Genomic DNA, 17,529 nt, shown 5'->3' with positions numbered 1-17,529 from the left:
GCGCGAGGAACGCGCGGGCGAGTATTGGGTTATCTAGGGGGCGACGGCTGCCTGCGGCAGGCCCAGAGTTTCCTCCCAGCCCAAGGTGAGGTTCATGCACTGAACGGCTGCGCCGGCGGTGCCCTTGCATAGGTTGTCTAAAGCCGCAGTGATGACGAGGCGGTTAGCGCGCTCATCCACGTGTGCCTGAATATGAACCATGTTGCTGCCCACCACGTTCTGGGTTTGCGGTTGCTGGCCTTCCGGAAGCACAAGGCAAAATGGCTCGTCGGCGTAGAACTCACGGAAAGCCTGGGCAACACGGCGCTTGTCGACGCCCCCCTTCAACGGCGCCGTAATCGTGGCCAAAATGCCGCGCGGCAGAGGGGCAAGCACCGGAGTAAAACTCACGGACACCGGCTCCTGAGTAAAGGGTTGCAGGTTCTGCAAGACTTCCGGGGTGTGGCGGTGGGTGCCACCCGGCTTGTAGGCCTTGAGGTTGCCCATTGTCTCCGCGCCCAACTGAGCTACGGAGGCCTTCTTACCGGCTCCGGATACACCGGTAATGGCGATGACGGACAGATCCGGCTCAATTAGCCCTTGCGCCACGGCAGGAAGGGCCCCCAGGGTAATCGTGGTGGGAAAACACCCTGGAACAGCCACGCGGTTGCTGCCCTTGAGCTTGTCGCGGTTGCCGGGAACTTCCGGGATCCCGTAGGGCCACGCGCCGGCATACTCACCGCCATAGAATGCATCCCAATCTTCTTTGTTGCGGAGGCGGAAATCGGCGGCACAATCGATGACAGTGACGGACTCCCCCAGCTGACGGCCAATCTCCGCCGAATGCCCGTGCGGCAAACCGAGGAATACGATGTCATGGCCGGCGAGGACTTCTGGGGTGGTGTCCTCGATGACACGGTCTGCCAACTGCGGCAGATGCGGCATGAGTTCGGAGACTCGCTCGCCAGCATTGGAGTGCCCCGTGAGCGCGCCAATGCGCAGATCACCTGAAAGGTACGCTGGGTGCGACAACAAGAGGCGTAGAATTTCGCTCCCTGCATAACCTGTGGCTCCGGCGATTGCTACTGAAATACTCATGCAGCCACCCTAGCAAATAATGCAGTCCGCCGTATGTTATTCAAGAAAAACAGCCGCCGTATTTCTACATTCCATAAACGGCAAAGCTCGGATTCTCACGGTACAGTGCGAGAATCCGAGCTGTGGATGAGGAAATAGGGGTGACGCGGGGCCGGCTAACTCCGGGCCTTTTTATGAAACGAGGGCTGCATTTGGGCTACATGACGCGAGAGGAGACGTCCCCCAGTCCCTCCGAACCAGATACGGCCTTCTTTCCTGCGTAGCCTAGGTAGCCCTGCGGGCCGACGAAGTGGATGCCGCCCTGCGCATCGGCGATAGCGGTGACTTCATTGAACTGGTGAACTTGGCCTGGCTGCAGACGCTTGAAATTCGTGGTCGTAAGCCCTTGGTTGAAGCAATCAGCCTTAGAGCGGCCTGCATGGTAAATAAAACGCGGGGCCAGTTGGCCCGGCGGGTTGCACTGCGGGCTGGTAGCTCGCGCACCATCGGACAGACATGCCACGTAGGTTCCTTCGATATTCGCGCTTTCACAGTTGACGGTGCCATCGGCGTTGGAGAAGCCTTGGGATAGGTCGGCGGAGGCATGTGGGGCAATCGTGAGTGCACCGACAACGGCGGCGGTGGCGGTAAGGCGGGACAACAGACGCATGGTGGAGACAATCCTTTCGGGGTTGGAAACGCTGCACCTCTGAGGCTATGAGCTAAACCACATATCTACCAGTGCTGGGGGATCTTTCCCCACGCCTTCGCACGCTTGCGCAAAGGGAAACCCGGCCCACCTGCGGGGTGAACCGGGTTGATGAATTACTAGATGTCGATAGGCTAAGCCCGCATCTGTGCGCCGAGACGCTGTTTTGCCAGCTCCGCGGCGGCGAGACGATGCTGGTTCGCTTCCTCATCGGTCAGCGTGCGGTCATCCGCACGGAAAAGAAGCTGGAAGGCAAGGGACTTCTTGCCCTCACCAAGCTGCTCGCCCCGGAAGACGTCGAAAAGCTCCACGGACTCCAGCAGCTCACCGGCGCCCTCCTCAACGACCTTACGAACCTCTTCAGCCGGGGTGGCATCATCGACGACCAACGCGATGTCTTGGTGCAGGGCCGGGAAGGAGGACAGAACAGGTGCCGGGAACTTTTCCTCCAACGGGAGTGCTGAGACATCGAGCTCCATGGCACACGTGCGTGCAGGAAGCTCCAAAGCCTCAAGAACCTGCGGGTGCAGCTCACCCGCATAACCCACGACCTGCTCTTCATCATCGGCGAGGACAATTGCAGCACAGCGACCCGGGTGCCACGGAAGCTGTTCGGCTGCCTTAACTGCAACCTCAACACCAGCGGAACGAGCCACCTGGCGCGCAGACTCGATCGCATCTGCGTAGCTATACGCGCGGCCGGTCCCCCACGGACCTTCGTGCTCAATGTTGCCGGTAGCAACCGTAGCCACGTGCAGCGGCTGCAGAGGCAGGGACTCCAAAAGCTCAGCCACGACGGACTCCTCCGGGCGAGACTCCACCGAAGGCATCGGCGACGCATCAGCGCGCTTGAATGCCACCTGCTGGAGGCCGAAAAGGGCAAGGTCGCTTCGGCCACGGGCCACGTTGCGGGCGATGGCCTCAAGAAGGTTCGGGAGCAACGTCGTGGACAGAATGGCCTTGTCGGACTCGAGAGGATTCTGCACGGCCACCGTCTTACGACGCGGATCCTCCTTGTCCAAACCCCATGTATCAAAGGTGTCGTTCGGGATGAACGGCGCCGGCAAGACCTCGGCATAACCGGCATAGGCCAAAGCGTGGCCAATAGCGCGGCGGCGCTTCTGGGCCGGCGTCAGACCGCGACCGCCTGCCGGGGTCGGCAGCACAGTGGGAATGTCCTCTAGCCCTTCTAGGCGCAGGACTTCATCAATGAGGTCGACGTCCATGGAGATATCCGTGCGCCACGTCGCCGGGGTAACCTGCAGCTCATCACCGTTGTCGGTGACGTCGCAGCCCACCTCGTGCAGGCGCTGGATAATGGTGTCGCGGGAGTACTCCACGCCGGCGTATTCGCTGGGCTTGGTGGTACGCAGGGTGATGGGCTCGCGCTTGGCGACGTCTCCCACGAGCGTCCTGCCAGCCTCGATGGTGCCGCCAGCAATCTGCTGCAGCAGCGCGCAGGCGACGTCGAGAGCGACCTCGACGATGGCCGGGTCGACGCCGCGCTCGAAGCGGCGGGACGCCTCAGAGGAAAGCTTGTGACGGCGAGAGGTCCGGGCCACGGTGATCGGATCCCAGATGGCAGACTCGAAGTAGACATCCGTGGTCTCATCGGAAATCTCTGAGGTCGTACCGCCCATGACACCGGCGAGGGACTGAATGCCGTTGTCATCACAGATGACCACGTCACCAGCCGACAGCTCACGCTTGACGTGATCTAGGGTCTCGAACTTCTCCCCTTCTGCGGCATTGCGCACCACGAGGTTGCCGCTGACCACATTGGCATCGAAGGCGTGCATCGGGGCACCCAGCAACAGCATGACGTAGTTCGTGACGTCAGTTGCCACGTTAACGCTGCGCTGGCCGGACAACATGAGCTCGCGCTCCATCCAAAATGGAGTTCGGGCAGCGGGGTCGATACCAGTGACCTTGCGCAGACCAAAGCGCTGGGCTTTGGTTTCCTCGCGCAGGTCAACGTCGATAAGCGCGCCCTGTGCCTGAGGAACAGCCGAGATATCCACACCGGCCGCGCTCGGGTCCTGAGCCACGTCCGAGAAGGTGAGGTCAAACGCCGAAGCCACCTCGCGGGTCAAACCGCGCGCGGAGAGAGCGTAGCCGCGATCCGGGGTGATGTTGACGTCGAAGGCAGTATCAGCCAGACCAATGATGGGGCGGGCGTCCTCGCCAACCTTGTCGGCCACCTCCTCCCCTAGAACGATAATGCCGTTGGCCTTGTCGCCGAACCCGAGCTCAGCGGCGGAGCACATCATGCCGTTGGAGATGTGGTCATAGGTCTCGCGGGCAGCAATCTTGAAGCCGCCGGGCAGCTCAGCACCTGGGAGGGAGACCACGACATAGTCATTGAGACGGAAATTGCGGGCGCCACAGATGATGCCCTGCAGCTCGCCGGTGCCATTTGCGTGGCCAACGTTGACCTGGCAATAACGGATTGGCTTCTTGAACTGCGTGAGCTCTTCAATCTCTACGACCTGGCCAATGACCAGCGGACCGGTCGTCTCTAGGAGGGCCTCAAATCCCTCGGTTTCAAAACCAACGCGAACAAAGCCGGAGTCCAACTCTTCGGAAGGTACGCTCCAGCCGGAATTCGCGGTGCCCAGGATGCGGGTAACCCAGTCTTGGGAAATAAGCATTGTTTTCTCTCTATCCTTTCTCTGGGTTCCTATGCCTGCACGCCGAAGGGCAGGGTGAAGCGAACATCGCCTTCAACCATGTCACGCATATCGGTCAGACCATTGCGGAACTGCAAGGTGCGCTCAAGGCCCATGCCGAAGGCGAAACCTGTGTACTCCTCGGGGTCGATGCCCACGGCACGCAGAACGTTGGGGTTGACCATGCCGCAGCCGCCCCACTCGATCCAGCCGGCGCCGCCCTTCTTATTCGGGAACCACACATCGACCTCGGCCGAGGGCTCGGTGAACGGGAAGTAGTTCACGCGCATGCGGGTGGTGGTCTCGGGGCCAAAAAGAACCTTGGCTAGGTGCTCCAGGGTGCCGCGAAGGTGGGCCATGGTCAGTCCCTTGTCCACTGCTAGGCCCTCCACCTGGTGGAAGACCGGAGTATGGGTGGCATCCAGCTCATCGGTGCGGAAAACACGGCCCGGGCAAGCAATGTACAGCGGTACATCTCGCTCAAGCATCGTGCGTACCTGCACCGGCGAGGTATGCGTACGCAAGACCTGCTTGGAGCCTTCCTTGCCCACATGGAAAGTGTCCTGCAACGTACGCGCAGGGTGATCGGGCTTGAAGTTCAGCGCATCAAAGTTAAAGTACTCGGCCTCAACCTCCGGGCCATCGGCAATCTCCCAGCCCATGCCCACGAAGATGTCGGCGATGCGCTCCGACAACGCAGTAATAGGGTGCAAAGCACCAGTTTGCGCCCGCGTGGTGGGGACGGTGACGTCGACTTTCTCCGCCTTAAGCTGGGCGGCGCGAGCCTCCTGCTCCAGCACTTCACGAATCTGTGCAAAGCGCTTTTCCACCTTGCCGCGGGCCATGTTTACCGCGCGACCGGCGTCCTTGCGCTGATCCTTGGGCAACTGGCCCAGCGACTGGCGGGCCTGCGGAATATAGCCACCGTCACCAAGGTGTTCGCGGCGGGCGGAGGTGAGCTCGTCGAGGTCGGATGCAGCCTCGAAGGCGGCAATGGCCTTCTCCGCGGCGGCCCCCAGGGCCTCTTCGGTCAATTCGATCTGAGGTGTATCGGACACGTGCCTTGATTACCTTCTTCTCGCACAAAAACTAACGCGAGCTATCTTACCGTGTTTAACGACTACTGTGGCCACCAGCCCTAGTCACAGAGCAGGGCTAGCTGTTCTGTTGCTTGGCTGATTCATAAAGACAAATGCTGGCGGCCGTAGCCAGGTTGAGTGACTCTGCACGCCCAAGAATCGGAATGCGCACACGCATGTCAGCTTCATCCAAGAGCTCGCCCAGTCCATGTGCTTCGTTACCGAATAACCAGGCGGTGGGTTGGCTCAGATCTGCCTCAGCTAGATCTACTTCACCATCAGCAGCCGTGGCTAGCACCTGCATCCCGGAAGAGCGCAGCTTGCCCAGGACGTCCTTGATGTTGGGATCGCGAGCAACGGGTACATGAAACAGCGACCCCGCCGACGCGCGCGCGACCTTGCAGCCCAAAGGGTCGACCGTCTCACCGGCGAAGATGACACCGTCCGCCCCCATGGCGTCCGAAGTCCTAATCAGGGTACCTGCGTTGCCAGGCTCAGACGTCAGCACTGGGACTGAGACCAGCTGTGGTTTGCCCGCCAGAATCTTGCCGGCGCTCCACAGGACGGGGCGGCACACGGCGAAGAGCCCGGTGCTCGTCGCGGTATCAGACAGGTGCTTGGCCGCCTTATCCGTGATGGGGTGGACATAGACGTCCATATATCCGCAGGCTTGCACGATGTGGGCGAAGCGCTCGGCGGCTCTTTCCGTCACGAAGACGTCGGTCGCCGCTCCCGTGGACACCGCCGCGTCCACAGCGTTTTCGCCCTCGATGATGAAGCGCTCCGCCTTACGACGGTTGGCCGCGCGGTGCAGCTTGGCCGCATTGACTACGCGCGGCGTGCGTTCGGTAAAAGCAGAGGAGAAATCCAGATCCATGTATGTGACGGTACCGACCGAGCTTCACATTGAAAAGTCCCGCTTGCCCACCACGTTCGGGCGGGCAAGCGGGATAAGAGTTCTCCGCGATTCTCTGCAGACGGTTACTTCTTCAGCGGTACGCCGTTTGCGTCCTTATCGTAATTGGAGAAACCACCGGCGATGAACACGAGCTCAACCCACTTCCAGATCACCAATCCAGCGACGAGGAAAATACCAATGATGATAAAGGAAGTAATAAGGCCGACGACGGCAAGAGCCAGCTGCCACATACCGCGCTTCGTGCGGCCGAGGTAGAAGTTATGAACTCCCAATTCACCCAAGAAGAAGCACAAGAGCAGTGCTACTACCCATGACTTTTGCTCTCCTCCAGCCTGTGGCTGCTGGCCGTAGTGTGACTGGTAAGCGTCCTGCTGCGCTGGAACATTCTGAGCCGGCTGCGAACCACCATACGGGGCCGCGCTATATCCGTACTGGTCGTTCGAAGACCCGAAGGGGTTTGCCTGTTGCGGCTGTCCTCCATTAGAAGCGCCGCCATTGGGCTGATAAGCGTTGTTCGGGTTGGTCATTTCTCTTCTCTCCTTCACACCATGTATCTCTGGCCAGCCCCAAGGACTAAGGGCAGACGGCTTTCATGACAGTACTGTGCAATGTAACACAATCCCTCGGGAGAAGCAGGGCTTAAGGGTTCTTGCGGGCATTACTCCCGCAACGACAAAACCCACCGTCCCTTCATCAGGGGCGGTGGGTTCATCTGGCGTCTACGCGCGGTGCTTAGGCAGCCTTCGGAGCGTTGACGTCCTCCGGAAGTGCAGCCTTAGCAGCCTCGCACAGTGCGGAGAAAGCCTCGAAGTCATTAACTGCAAGCTCGGCGAGGATCTTGCGGTCAACCTCGATCTCAGCCAGGCGCAGGCCGTGGATCAGGCGGTTGTAGGTGATGTCGTTCATACGAGCAGCAGCGTTGATGCGCTGGATCCACAGCTTGCGGAACTCGGACTTACGGGCGCGACGATCGCGGTAAGCGTAAGTCATGGAGTGCAGCCACTGCTCCTTGGCCTTACGGTAAAGGCGGGAGCGCTGACCGCGGTAGCCCTTAGCGGACTTCAGGATTGCGCGACGCTTCTTCTTGGCGTTAACTGAGCGCTTTACTCGTGCCACAGTAATACTTCCTTATCTTGATTGTGAGTGTGTGGGGATGGGAGTTTCGGCGCTGACTATGCGCGGCCGAGAAGGCGCTTGACGCGCTTGGTGTCTGCCTTGGCGACGTCCTCGGTGCCCTTCAGACGACGGGTGCGCTTGGACGGCTTGCCCTCCAGGAGGTGGCGGCGGTTAGCCTGCTCGCGGCGCAGCTTGCCGGAGCCAGTCACCTTGATGCGCTTGGCGGTGCCCTTGTGAGTCTTCTGCTTCATGAGAATTAAATCCTTAAATCCTAAGTGGAGCGTGGTCTACTTCTTGCCTTTGCGGACGGGTCCAAGAACCATGGTCATGTTGCGACCATCCTGCTTGGGACGCGACTCCACAACGCCGACCTCTGCGACGTCGTCAGCCAAACGCTCCAACAGGCGGAAACCCAGCTCCGGACGCGACTGCTCGCGGCCACGGAACATGATGGTCACCTTTACCTTGGAACCCTTCTCCAGGAAGCGCACCACGTTGCCCTTTTTCGTCTCGTAATCGTGATCATCAATCTTCGGACGGAACTTCTGTTCCTTCACCACAGTTTGCTGCTGATTCTTACGGGACTCGCGGGCCTTCTGGGCCTGCTCGTACTTAAACTTGCCGTAATCCATGATTTTGGCTACGGGCGGCTTCGCGTTCGGTGCAACCTCGACCAAGTCAAGATCCGCTTCGTACGCGAGCTTGCGAGCATCGTCAGTACGGACGATGCCCACCTGTTCACCACCGGGGCCAACAAGACGGACCTCGGGTACTCGGATGCGCTCATTAATGCGAGCTTCAGCGCTGATTGTGGTTCTCCTCGATTGTGGGGCTAGTAGTGTGCCTACCGAGGCCACAAACGAATAAATCCCGGCGCCAGTGGCATCCGGGAGTTTCTTTTTCAAGCACGCACCACCATGTGGCGCCTACTCTTAACCTTTATCCTGCGCTGGAATGGTGATTCCTACGCGGCCTCAGGTGGGAGAAACTCCGCTTGCGGCCCAAGTACCTCCTGGAGGAGGCGCTACGGGCGGTAGTGCGCACTACTTTAACACCACATGCATCAATCACCAAATCGGCGTGCAGGTGAGTTAGTTGTTGGTTCGGCTGACGCACCTTGCCTCTTCGACGCTGCGCTTGCCGACGCCTCCCCAGCCCTCGGCGCTGCGCCAGGCGACGCACAACCAACCAAGGGCTTTAGCGCGCCCTCCCCCAGCGCCTCGGTGACAACACGGTCTACGCCTGCGGCAAGCAAGTTAAGAGCGGGTATAGCCTCCTCGGCGTAGTCGCCGGGCATGGTGACCTCAATGGCCAATCCCACCGCGCCATCGGCATCCTCACCGGCCCCCTCGGTCTCCCGGACCCCAATCTGGCGGTGAGTATACCCATTGTCCTCCTCGGAAAGCCCCCAGCCGCCTTTGGCCCGGGTATGCGGGAGGCGGTCGAGTCCATTGTCTTGCCATTCCACGATGTCATCCATCGCGTCATAAACCTGCGCGGCTTCGGGGATACACGGCAAGTGTGCGCCAAACTTGGCCTGTTCTTCGAGCAACCACGTGGAATATCCAAATGGTTCCTCAAATTCGCCGGATGAGTCATATTCCTTCAAGAGAGCCTTGACTGCGCTTCCCGCGTCCCCCTCGGTCCAACGAACGTGGGACCACAGTGCGTAGGCGGCATCGTTGTCCGATTCCTTAATGGCGAGGTCCACAAGCTCAGGGCTAGCCTCGTCGCGCAAAGCCGCGATGGCGATCGGCACCTTTACGGTTGACCATGCAGGCTCTTCACCCCTTAGTCCAGCGTTGAACGTTCCCTGTTGATCCGCCACTGACACTCCGGCTTGAACGTCATACTCGCTTTCGACGTCTGCGACGACGGAGCGCAGCTCCGCATCGAGGTCGTAGCTGTTCTTAACCCCCTCACTAGATGTTTCAGGAGCTTCCTGCACTGCGTCCCTATCCGGGGCAGAACAGCCCGCCGCAGTTGTAGCCACGGCAAGACCGAGAGCCAGCGCAGCCGCGTGCGTGAGCTTCTGCCCTACCATCACACCATCTCCTTGAGGAACCCTCCCGTATAGGAGCCTTCCACCTGTGCCACATCTTCTGGTGTGCCCTGAGCCACGACGGTACCGCCGCCGGAGCCGCCCTCGGGGCCCATGTCAACGATCCAATCCGCGGCCTTAATGACGTCCAGGTTGTGTTCGATGATGATAACGGAGTTGCCTTTATCCACCAGACCCTGGATGACGAGCATGAGCTTGCGGATGTCCTCGAAGTGCAGGCCCGTCGTCGGCTCATCCAAGATGTAGACCGTGCGCCCATTCGTGCGCTTTTGTAGCTCAGATGCCAGCTTCACGCGCTGTGCTTCACCGCCGGAAAGTGTTGTAGCGGCTTGACCCAGGCGGACGTATCCAAGGCCCACCTCCACCAAGGTATTGAGATAACGGTGAATCGAGGTGATAGGCTCAAAGAACTCTGCGGCCTCTGAAATCGGCATGTTGAGGACCTCAGCAATGTTCTTGCCCTTGTAAAGAACCTCCAGGGTCTCGCGGTTGTAGCGTGCGCCCTCGCATACTTCACAGGGCACGTAGACATCGGGCAGGAAGTTCATCTCAATCTTGATGGTGCCGTCACCTTGGCACGCTTCGCAGCGTCCGCCCTTGACGTTGAAGGAGAAGCGGCCCGGCTTGTAGCCGCGCACCTTGGCCTCCTGGGTTTCCGCGAAGAGGTTGCGGATCTTGTCGAAGACCCCTGTGTACGTCGCTGGGTTTGAGCGCGGGGTGCGCCCGATAGGGCTCTGGTCCACCTGCACGAGTTTGTCTAGGTGCTCCACGCCCTCGACGCGCTTGGCTCGCCCCGGCACTTGGCGAGCGCGGTTGAGCTTGTTGGCCAGGGTCTTGGCCAGAATTTGGTTGACCACGGTGGACTTACCGGAGCCGGACACGCCTGTAACGCAGACGAGGACGCCCAGGGGGATCTCCACGTCAATGCCCTTGAGGTTATTCTCACGGGCGCCGACCACCTTGAGCATGCGCTCAGGATCGATCGCACGGCGCGTATCGGGAACAGCGAGCTTCTTCTTGCCCGAGAGGTATTGCCCAGTGAGCGATTCCTCCACGGCTTCGATACCGGCGGGTTCACCCTGATAGACCACCGTTCCGCCGTACTCGCCGGCGCGCGGTCCGACGTCGACAAGCCAGTCCGCCTCCCGAATGGTGTCTTCATCGTGCTCCACCACGATCAAGGTGTTTCCGATATCGCGCAAGCGCTTCAACGTGGCGATGAGGCGCTGGTTATCGCGTTGGTGTAGGCCGATGGAGGGCTCATCGAGCACGTAGAGAACTCCCGCCAGGCCGGAACCGATCTGTGTGGCGAGGCGGATGCGCTGCGCTTCACCACCGGACAGCGTGGAGGCGCCGCGGTCGAGGGTGAGGTAGTTCAGACCGACGTCGAGAAGAAAGCGCAAGCGCGCCTGGATTTCCTTTAGTACAGCACCAGCGATGATCTCCTCGCGGTGGCCCAGAACAAGCGAGTCGAGGAATTCTGCTGCCTCCTCGATGGACAGTGCCGTCAGGCCCGCGATGGACTGCTCGCCGTGAGCGGTGGAGGCCAAGCGCACCGCCAGGATTTCGGGCTTGAGGCGTGTGCCGTCGCAGGCATTACAAGGCACGCGACGGGTGTACTGAAGCAGGCGGTCCTTCTGCGATTCGGAATCAGCCTGATCAAGCTTGCGCTCCAGGAATCCGATGGCACCTTCAAAAGGCGCGGACCAATTGCGTTGGCGGCCATAGCGATTCTTGTAGCGCACGCTGACTTCCACGTCAGTGCCATAAATCAAGGCGTGGCGCTGCTCCTCGGTCAACTCAGAAACCGGAGTGCGGGGCTCGAAGTCCAGGGCCTTCGCTAGGCCTTCGACAAGCTTGACGAAGTACCTCGCATTGGGACTCGACGTCCACGGTTGGATAGCCTCCACAGCCGGAGCATCCGGGTCTGGGATCAGCAGATCAACGTCGACCTCAAGGCGGGTGCCCAAACCGTCACACACCGGGCAGGAACCGAAAGGTGCGTTGAAGGAGAAGGCGCGCGGCTCATATTCCTCAATGGTCAGCGTGTGGCCGTTGGGACAGGCGGCCTTCTCCGAGTAGGTGTGAGTGAGCTCTTCCCGGTCGACGAAATCCAGGGTTACCAGGCCATCAGCCAAACGCAGAGCAGTCTCCACGGAATCCGTCAGCCTCTGCTTTTGGGAAGCCTTGACCTGCAAGCGATCCACGACGACGTCGATGTCATGCTTAATCTGCTTCTTCAGCTTGGGCGGATCACTGAGTTGGTGGAGCTCACCATCCACCCGGACGCGGGAGTATCCCTGCGCCGCGAGGTCCGCGAAGAGGTCAACGAACTCGCCTTTACGGCGGCGCACTACCGGTGCGAGGACCTGAAACTTAAGCTTCTCCTCGTGGCTTAAAACCTCATCCACGATTTGCTGTGGGGTTTGACGCTCAATGACGGCATCGCACTGAGGGCAGTGCGCCGTGCCCGCGCGGGAGAAGAGCAGACGCAGGTAATCATAGATCTCGGTGATGGTTCCCACTGTTGAGCGCGGGTTGTGGTTGGTGGACTTTTGGTCAATGGACACCGCCGGAGAAAGCCCATCAATGAACTCAACGTCCGGCTTATCCATCTGCCCAAGGAACATGCGCGCATAGGAACTCAAGGACTCAACGTAGCGCCGCTGGCCCTCGGCAAAGATGGTGTCGAAAGCAAGCGAGGACTTGCCCGAGCCAGATAGGCCGGTAAACACCACCAATTTGTCGCGCGGAATATCGATATCCACGCCCTTGAGGTTGTGCTCACGCGCACCTCGTACGACCAAACGATCAGCCACTAGTTGCTGCCTTCCTACACAAATGTATGTGTGTTCAGAGAGTTCTCAATCAGAATGTACCCGTATGGTTGGACTTATGAACAACGCGCTTGAGCTTCATAAAATTTCCGTGTCCGACATGGACAACAATTGCTACCTACTGTGTGCGGGCGAGGAAGCGCTGCTTATCGACGCCTCCGCTGACGCCCCCGCGCTTCTTTCTCTAGCCGCAGATAACGGAGTAAAGATCACCTCCGTGCTTACCACCCACCGCCACTGGGACCACGTGCGTGCATTGAAAGAAGCCTTGGACACAACCGGCGCCGTGCACTATGCCTCTTTCCTCGACTCCCCTGCCCTGCCCGCGCCCGTCGACGTGGAGCTCGAGCATGGCGATACCCTGCCTTTTGCCGGCTTCGACCTACCCGTCATCATTTTGCGCGGACACACTCCAGGCGGTGCAGCGGTTGCAGCGGAGATTGACGGTGTCACCAACCTCTTCGTCGGCGATTCCCTCTTCCCCGGCGGCGTAGGGAAAACCACCTCGGAAGGTGACTTCGTGCGCCTGTACAAGGATGTCACGCAGCGGCTCTTTGACGTTTACCCTGACGAAGCGATCGTCCGCCCTGGGCACGGAGAGCCCACAACGCTCGGCGCAGAGCGCCCGCATCTGGACGAGTGGTGGGAGCGGCGTTGGTAACGACGTGTTAGCTGCTGCCCTCACAGCAGCAGTTGTTTAACCCGCGTACTATGGTGTGACGAACGTCTTTACAGATCTATCGAATGGAGCACGTCATGATTCGTAAGTTTGCCCGTCCTATGCTGGCCTCCGTGTTCATCTGGGATGGTGTGGATACGCTCCGCAACACCTCGGAGCACGTCGCGGACACCGAGTCCGTGCTCAAGCGCCTGCGCAAGGTGCTGCCGCGCGAGTATGCAGGCTACATCCCTAACGACCCCGAGCTGGTTACCCGCGCGCTCGGCGGCGCAAAGACCGCCGCGGGCACCAGCTTGGCGCTGGGCAAGGCACCGCGCACCTCCGCTGCTGTGCTGGCGCTGACTCACGTCCCCAACTTGGTTGGAAATGCTTTCTGGACCGCAGATTCCAAGGAAGAAAAGGAAGCACAGCGCAACGGCTTCATTACCAACACCGCTCTGCTCGGCGCCCTGGCCATCGTCACCCAGGACACCGAAGGTAAGCCATCTGTGCGTTGGCGCGCTGCCAAGGCTTCCGAGCGCGCGAACAAGAAGATCCAGCAGGCGCTGCCGGGCAAGTCCGAGCAGCAGAAGTTTGCGGATGACTTCTCCACCCGCGCCAATGAGATTTCTTCTGATGTCACGGCCAAGGCCAATGACTGGTTCGAGACCGCCAAGGACTACGTCGAGGACAACCGCGATGACTGGGAGTCCACCGGACGCGATTTCCTCGAGTCCGCACGCACCTTCGTGGAAGACACCGCCGAGACCGCGCGCGAGTTCATTGAGGACAACAAGGATGACTGGCTCGACGCTGCCCGTGATAACTCCGCTACCGCTCGCAAGGGCCTCGTCAAGGCGGCCGGCAAGGCTCAGGACCGCGCTGACGCGGCCCTGGCCAAGGCCGATTCGCTTGATAGCAAGCGCGCCCAGAAGAAGGCTCGCAAGCGCGCGGAAAAGCTGCAGAAGGAAGCATCCAAGAAGCTCGATAAGGCATTCAAGAAGTTCGGTGACCGCCTCTAAGCACGTCGCCTAAAGTTGCGGATAGCCCCGCAACGCACCGCGATACATGGAAGCGGTGGAGACAACAACGGCTCAGCTAGTATGCTGGGCCGTTGTTCTTTTCCACCCAGGAGAAGCCTTCAAACGCGCCCAAGGAGCCTTGTGTCTGAATCTTCATCCGTGCCTCGCACCGCAAACCCTAGTGCTCAAGCAAACGATCCGCACACCGAGATTGCCAGTGAGCAAGCCTACGTCGATGGCCTTTTTGCGCGTCTCGATAACGAGGTTCACGCCGCAAATGAGCGCCTCAATGAGGTACAGGCTGCCGTCGATCCGCATACCCCGGATGCCGATGCGCTGGTGCGCCGCGAAACCGAGTACCACGGGTTGCAGGCCAAGCTGGACCGTCTAAACATCGCCCAACTCGGACTGGTTTTTGGGCGCATCGACATTGATGCGCCCGGTGATAACCCCACCCCGGAGGGACTAGACCGCCGCTATATCGGCCGCATGGGGCTCGATGCCCGCGAGGAGGATTACCGCACGCTCCTTCTGGATTGGCGCGCCCCGATGGCGCGACCTTTCTACCTTGCCACCACCGCGCACCCCGAGGGAGTCCACGTCCGCCGGCACATCAGGACTACTGGGCGCACGGTAACCGGAATCAGCGACGAAGTTCTCGAAGGCGAGTCACACACCGACAGCAGCGACGTTGCCAGTGAGTCCGCCCTCCACCACGTCATGCAACAGGCCCGCACTGGGCACATGCCTTCCATTGTGGAAACCATTCAGAGGGAGCAGGACGAAATCATCCGTGACAGCACGCGCGGCGTCATGGTGGTCGAAGGCGGGCCAGGAACCGGCAAGACGGCGGTGGCACTGCACCGTGTGGCCTATTTGCTCTACACCTACCGCGAACAGCTAGCCGCCACGGGTGTGCTCATCGTAGGTCCCAACTCCACCTTCCTGGAGTACATCTCCCGGGTGCTTCCGGAGCTTGGTGAAACCGGCGTTGTGCTTTCTACCATCTCTTCCCTCTTCCCCGGCATTGAAGCTACTCACCCTGAGTCCCTGCTCGCGCGCGAAATCAAGGGTTCCGCGGCCATGGTGGAGATCCTCGGCAACGCGGTGAAGGACTATCAGCGCCTGCCGGAACAATCGCGCACGCTCGAAATCGATCGGCTCGAGCTCACCGTGGACCCACAGATGGTCAAGGCAGCACGGACGCGTGCACGGCGCTCGCGCAAACCACACAACGATGCCCAGGCAGCGTTTGCGGAACACCTCACCGAGTCACTGGCCCAGCAGATGGCTGAACGCATTGGCGCTGACCCTCTCGGCGGCAACAACCTGCTCTCCCGCGCGGATGTGGATCAGCTCCACGACGACCTCGCGGAAGAACCCCAGGTGCTGGAGCTCATCGACGAGTTCTGGCCCCACCTGACACCCACCGATGTCCTCGCCGATCTCCTCAGCAGCACCGAACGCATCGATTCGGCGGCCGGCGACTATGATGATGAAACCCGCAGTGCGCTCTACCGTGAGGACGGCCGAGCTTGGGCGCCTTCCGACGCCGCGCTTCTCGACGAACTTGCGGTTCTCATCGGCATGCCCGACCCCGAAGCAGAACGTGTCGCCGAAGAAAAAGAATGGCGCGAGCAGGTCGCAGAGGCAGAAGACGCACTCGATATCCTGAGCTCTTCCGATTCCACCGACAACGATGACGACATGTTCGAAGCAGAGATTCTCTCTGCCCACGACGTCATCGACGCCGAGCACCTCGCTCGACGCCACGAGGTTCGGGACTCCCGCACCACCGCCCAGCGCGCCCGTGAAGACTACACGTGGGCCTACGGGCACGTCATCGTCGACGAGGCCCAAGAACTCACCCCGATGGAATGGCGCATGATTTTTCGCCGTAGCCCCTCGCGATGGATGACTCTCGTGGGCGACACATCCCAGACCGGTGCCCCTGCCGGCGTCGATGATTGGGCGGACACGCTCGAGCCGTTCGTCGGCCAGCGCTTTCGGCTTCACGGGTTAAGCGTCAACTACCGCACCCCGCGCCCAATTACCGAATTGGCCAATCAACTCTTGGAATCCATCAACCCCGAAGCGACGCCAGGTATCGCTGTCCGCGACGGCGTGGACGTCATCTGGCGCGATGATACGGACGACCTTGAGCCAGCTACCTTCCAGGATGATGAAGGGCGCCTGCGGGCTGTGATCACTGCGGCCAACGTTGAGCACACCAAGGGACTAGAGTTTGACCACGTCACCGTAGTCAACCCGGATGACATCGTGGCAGCATCACCGCAAGGTTTGCACAACCTCTACGTGGCCCTCACGCGCGCGACGCAGTCCTTGACCATCGCCGGCCGTTACGCGGAGGTTTTCGGTTAGTCTGGTGCGCATGGCACTTTCCGATATCGCCCGCAAAGTCGAATCCACCGCGAATGCATTCTCACTTAAGCACTCCGCACGCAAAGGCTGGCAACCCAGCATTACTGGCTATGCCGGCTACGGCAACGAGGACTTTGTCCATGTGCTTGGCCGCGTGCTCATGCACGATCCCAAGGCTGAGGAACGCGATACGTGGACCCAACGCGGATACCGCCAATTCTTCACCATCCAGGTCACGCACCACGAGGTCGAAGTAACAGTTGGTGGTAAGACGGTGCCGGGCACCACGAACGACAACGGCTATATCGATGTCCTCGTCCATGATCACGGGCTAGAACCTGGCTGGCACGACGTCACCATTCGCGCCAAAGGCGCAGACGAGGTGCGCGCGGAAGTCCTCATCGTGGACAAAGACACGACATTCGGTGTGGTCAGCGATATCGATGACACCATCATGGTGACCTGGCTGCCGCGAGCCATGATTGCAGCGTGGAATTCCTGGGTAAAGCGCACCAATACGCGAACCCCCGTCGAAGGCATGGCCAGTTTCTACCGGGAGATCTCTCAACAGCACCCAGAGGTTCCCTTCGTCTACCTCTCCACCGGTGCGTGGAATACCTATGACACCTTGGTCAATTTCATGGCGGAGAACGGCTTCCCACGTGGCCCACTGTTGCTCACCGACTGGGGCCCAACGCCCACCGGTCTTTTCCGCAATGGCCAAGAACACAAGCGCGTCCAACTGCGCAATTTGTTCATTGCTTTCCCCAAATTGCGCTGGCTTCTCATCGGTGATGATGGGCAGCACGATCCTCTGACTTATGCCGACGCCGCGGCGGAGCATCCCGACCGTGTGGCAGCGGTAGCAATACGCAACCTCACGCCACAAGAGCAGCTGCTCTCCCATGGCTCGCTTGCTCCCTTGGTCAAGGTCAACAAAGAGTCTTCTTTCGATATCCCGCTCATTCAAGGCGCCGACGGTAACGGGCCCTTCCGGTTTTAGAGTGCGTTGATTTTGTC

At 60.2% G+C, this 17,529-nt stretch carries 15 protein-coding genes; 4 read left to right on the top strand and 11 right to left on the bottom strand.

The window, feature by feature from the left end; translation table 11 throughout:
* Nucleotides 1–33: 33 nt before the first annotated feature.
* The 11 genes from argC to uvrA all read right to left on the bottom strand — a co-directional run bounded on the left by argC (nt 34) and on the right by uvrA (nt 12,429).
* A complete protein-coding gene (gene argC, locus HMPREF2967_RS06090; RefSeq protein ID WP_070685531.1) occupies nt 34–1,077 on the bottom strand; it encodes an N-acetyl-gamma-glutamyl-phosphate reductase in 1,044 nt (347 codons plus the stop codon).
* 196 nt (nt 1,078–1,273) lie between these two features.
* Nucleotides 1,274–1,726, bottom strand: a complete 453-nt coding sequence (locus HMPREF2967_RS06085; RefSeq protein ID WP_070685528.1) for a hypothetical protein — start codon at nt 1,724–1,726, stop codon at nt 1,274–1,276.
* A gap of 173 nt (nt 1,727–1,899) precedes the next feature.
* Nucleotides 1,900–4,416 (bottom strand): phenylalanine--tRNA ligase subunit beta, encoded by a 2,517-nt coding sequence (gene pheT, locus HMPREF2967_RS06080; RefSeq protein ID WP_070685525.1) that lies wholly within the window; start codon nt 4,414–4,416, stop codon nt 1,900–1,902.
* Between the two features lie 29 nt (nt 4,417–4,445).
* Nucleotides 4,446–5,492: a phenylalanine--tRNA ligase subunit alpha gene (gene pheS, locus HMPREF2967_RS06075; RefSeq protein WP_070523173.1), complete on the bottom strand. Its 1,047-nt coding sequence runs from the start codon at nt 5,490–5,492 to the stop codon at nt 4,446–4,448.
* 97 nt (nt 5,493–5,589) lie between these two features.
* The gene (locus HMPREF2967_RS06070; protein WP_070624029.1) at nt 5,590–6,390 is read right to left on the bottom strand and encodes a TrmH family RNA methyltransferase; all 801 of its coding nucleotides are present in this window, start codon (nt 6,388–6,390) and stop codon (nt 5,590–5,592) included.
* A 104-nt stretch (nt 6,391–6,494) separates the two neighbouring features.
* Nucleotides 6,495–6,959: a TM2 domain-containing protein gene (locus HMPREF2967_RS06065; protein WP_070523181.1), complete on the bottom strand. Its 465-nt coding sequence runs from the start codon at nt 6,957–6,959 to the stop codon at nt 6,495–6,497.
* Between the two features lie 205 nt (nt 6,960–7,164).
* Entirely contained in the window at nt 7,165–7,548 is a 384-nt protein-coding gene (rplT, locus tag HMPREF2967_RS06060) for a 50S ribosomal protein L20 (RefSeq protein ID WP_005323264.1), read from the bottom strand.
* 56 nt (nt 7,549–7,604) lie between these two features.
* Complete coding sequence (rpmI, locus tag HMPREF2967_RS06055; protein WP_010190075.1) at nt 7,605–7,799, bottom strand: 50S ribosomal protein L35; 195 nt, start codon at nt 7,797–7,799, stop codon at nt 7,605–7,607.
* 36 nt (nt 7,800–7,835) lie between these two features.
* Nucleotides 7,836–8,405, bottom strand: coding sequence for a translation initiation factor IF-3 (gene infC / locus HMPREF2967_RS06050; protein WP_083299163.1), 570 nt, complete (start codon nt 8,403–8,405; stop codon nt 7,836–7,838).
* A 206-nt stretch (nt 8,406–8,611) separates the two neighbouring features.
* Nucleotides 8,612–9,592, bottom strand: coding sequence for a serine hydrolase (locus tag HMPREF2967_RS06045; protein ID WP_232770702.1), 981 nt, complete (start codon nt 9,590–9,592; stop codon nt 8,612–8,614).
* On the bottom strand, nt 9,592–12,429 hold the full coding sequence (gene uvrA, locus HMPREF2967_RS06040; RefSeq protein WP_070685519.1) for an excinuclease ABC subunit UvrA: 2,838 nt from the start codon (nt 12,427–12,429) through the stop codon (nt 9,592–9,594). The genes HMPREF2967_RS06045 and uvrA overlap by 1 nt, the downstream gene beginning before the upstream one ends.
* A 76-nt stretch (nt 12,430–12,505) precedes the next feature.
* Between uvrA and HMPREF2967_RS06035 the strand changes: the two genes are divergently transcribed.
* The 4 genes from HMPREF2967_RS06035 to HMPREF2967_RS06020 all read left to right on the top strand — a co-directional run bounded on the left by HMPREF2967_RS06035 (nt 12,506) and on the right by HMPREF2967_RS06020 (nt 17,512).
* Nucleotides 12,506–13,108: an MBL fold metallo-hydrolase gene (locus HMPREF2967_RS06035; protein WP_070523192.1), complete on the top strand. Its 603-nt coding sequence runs from the start codon at nt 12,506–12,508 to the stop codon at nt 13,106–13,108.
* Between the two features lie 95 nt (nt 13,109–13,203).
* Complete coding sequence (locus HMPREF2967_RS06030; protein ID WP_070523195.1) at nt 13,204–14,127, top strand: DoxX family protein; 924 nt, start codon at nt 13,204–13,206, stop codon at nt 14,125–14,127.
* A gap of 141 nt (nt 14,128–14,268) precedes the next feature.
* Entirely contained in the window at nt 14,269–16,509 is a 2,241-nt protein-coding gene (locus HMPREF2967_RS06025; RefSeq protein ID WP_070523198.1) for a HelD family protein, read from the top strand.
* Nucleotides 16,510–16,519: 10 nt separating this feature from the next.
* Nucleotides 16,520–17,512 carry an App1 family protein gene (locus HMPREF2967_RS06020; RefSeq protein ID WP_070685516.1) on the top strand — a complete coding sequence of 331 codons (993 nt, stop codon included), beginning with the start codon at nt 16,520–16,522 and terminating at the stop codon, nt 17,510–17,512.
* The last annotated feature ends 17 nt before the right edge of the window (nt 17,513–17,529 follow it).

The organism is Corynebacterium sp. HMSC059E07 (assembly GCF_001814395.1).
Lineage (GTDB): Bacteria > Actinomycetota > Actinomycetes > Mycobacteriales > Mycobacteriaceae > Corynebacterium > Corynebacterium hesseae.
Note: the sequence above shows the minus strand (reverse complement) of the source record. Positions and strands in the feature narration are given on the sequence as shown.

Bases quoted from the DNA above. Each gene is read 5' to 3' on its own strand.
- argC (WP_070685531.1), bottom strand. From the start codon at position 1,077: ATGAGTATTTCAGTAGCAATCGCCGGAGCCACAGGTTATGCAGGGAGC.
- HMPREF2967_RS06085 (WP_070685528.1), bottom strand. From the start codon at position 1,726: ATGCGTCTGTTGTCCCGCCTTACCGCCACCGCCGCCGTTGTCGGTGCA.
- pheT (WP_070685525.1), bottom strand. From the start codon at position 4,416: ATGCTTATTTCCCAAGACTGGGTTACCCGCATCCTGGGCACCGCGAAT.
- HMPREF2967_RS06070 (WP_070624029.1), bottom strand. From the start codon at position 6,390: ATGGATCTGGATTTCTCCTCTGCTTTTACCGAACGCACGCCGCGCGTA.
- HMPREF2967_RS06065 (WP_070523181.1), bottom strand. From the start codon at position 6,959: ATGACCAACCCGAACAACGCTTATCAGCCCAATGGCGGCGCTTCTAAT.
- rpmI (WP_010190075.1), bottom strand. From the start codon at position 7,799: ATGAAGCAGAAGACTCACAAGGGCACCGCCAAGCGCATCAAGGTGACT.
- HMPREF2967_RS06045 (WP_232770702.1), bottom strand. From the start codon at position 9,592: ATGGTAGGGCAGAAGCTCACGCACGCGGCTGCGCTGGCTCTCGGTCTT.
- HMPREF2967_RS06035 (WP_070523192.1), top strand. From the start codon at position 12,506: ATGAACAACGCGCTTGAGCTTCATAAAATTTCCGTGTCCGACATGGAC.
- HMPREF2967_RS06030 (WP_070523195.1), top strand. From the start codon at position 13,204: ATGATTCGTAAGTTTGCCCGTCCTATGCTGGCCTCCGTGTTCATCTGG.
- HMPREF2967_RS06020 (WP_070685516.1), top strand. From the start codon at position 16,520: ATGGCACTTTCCGATATCGCCCGCAAAGTCGAATCCACCGCGAATGCA.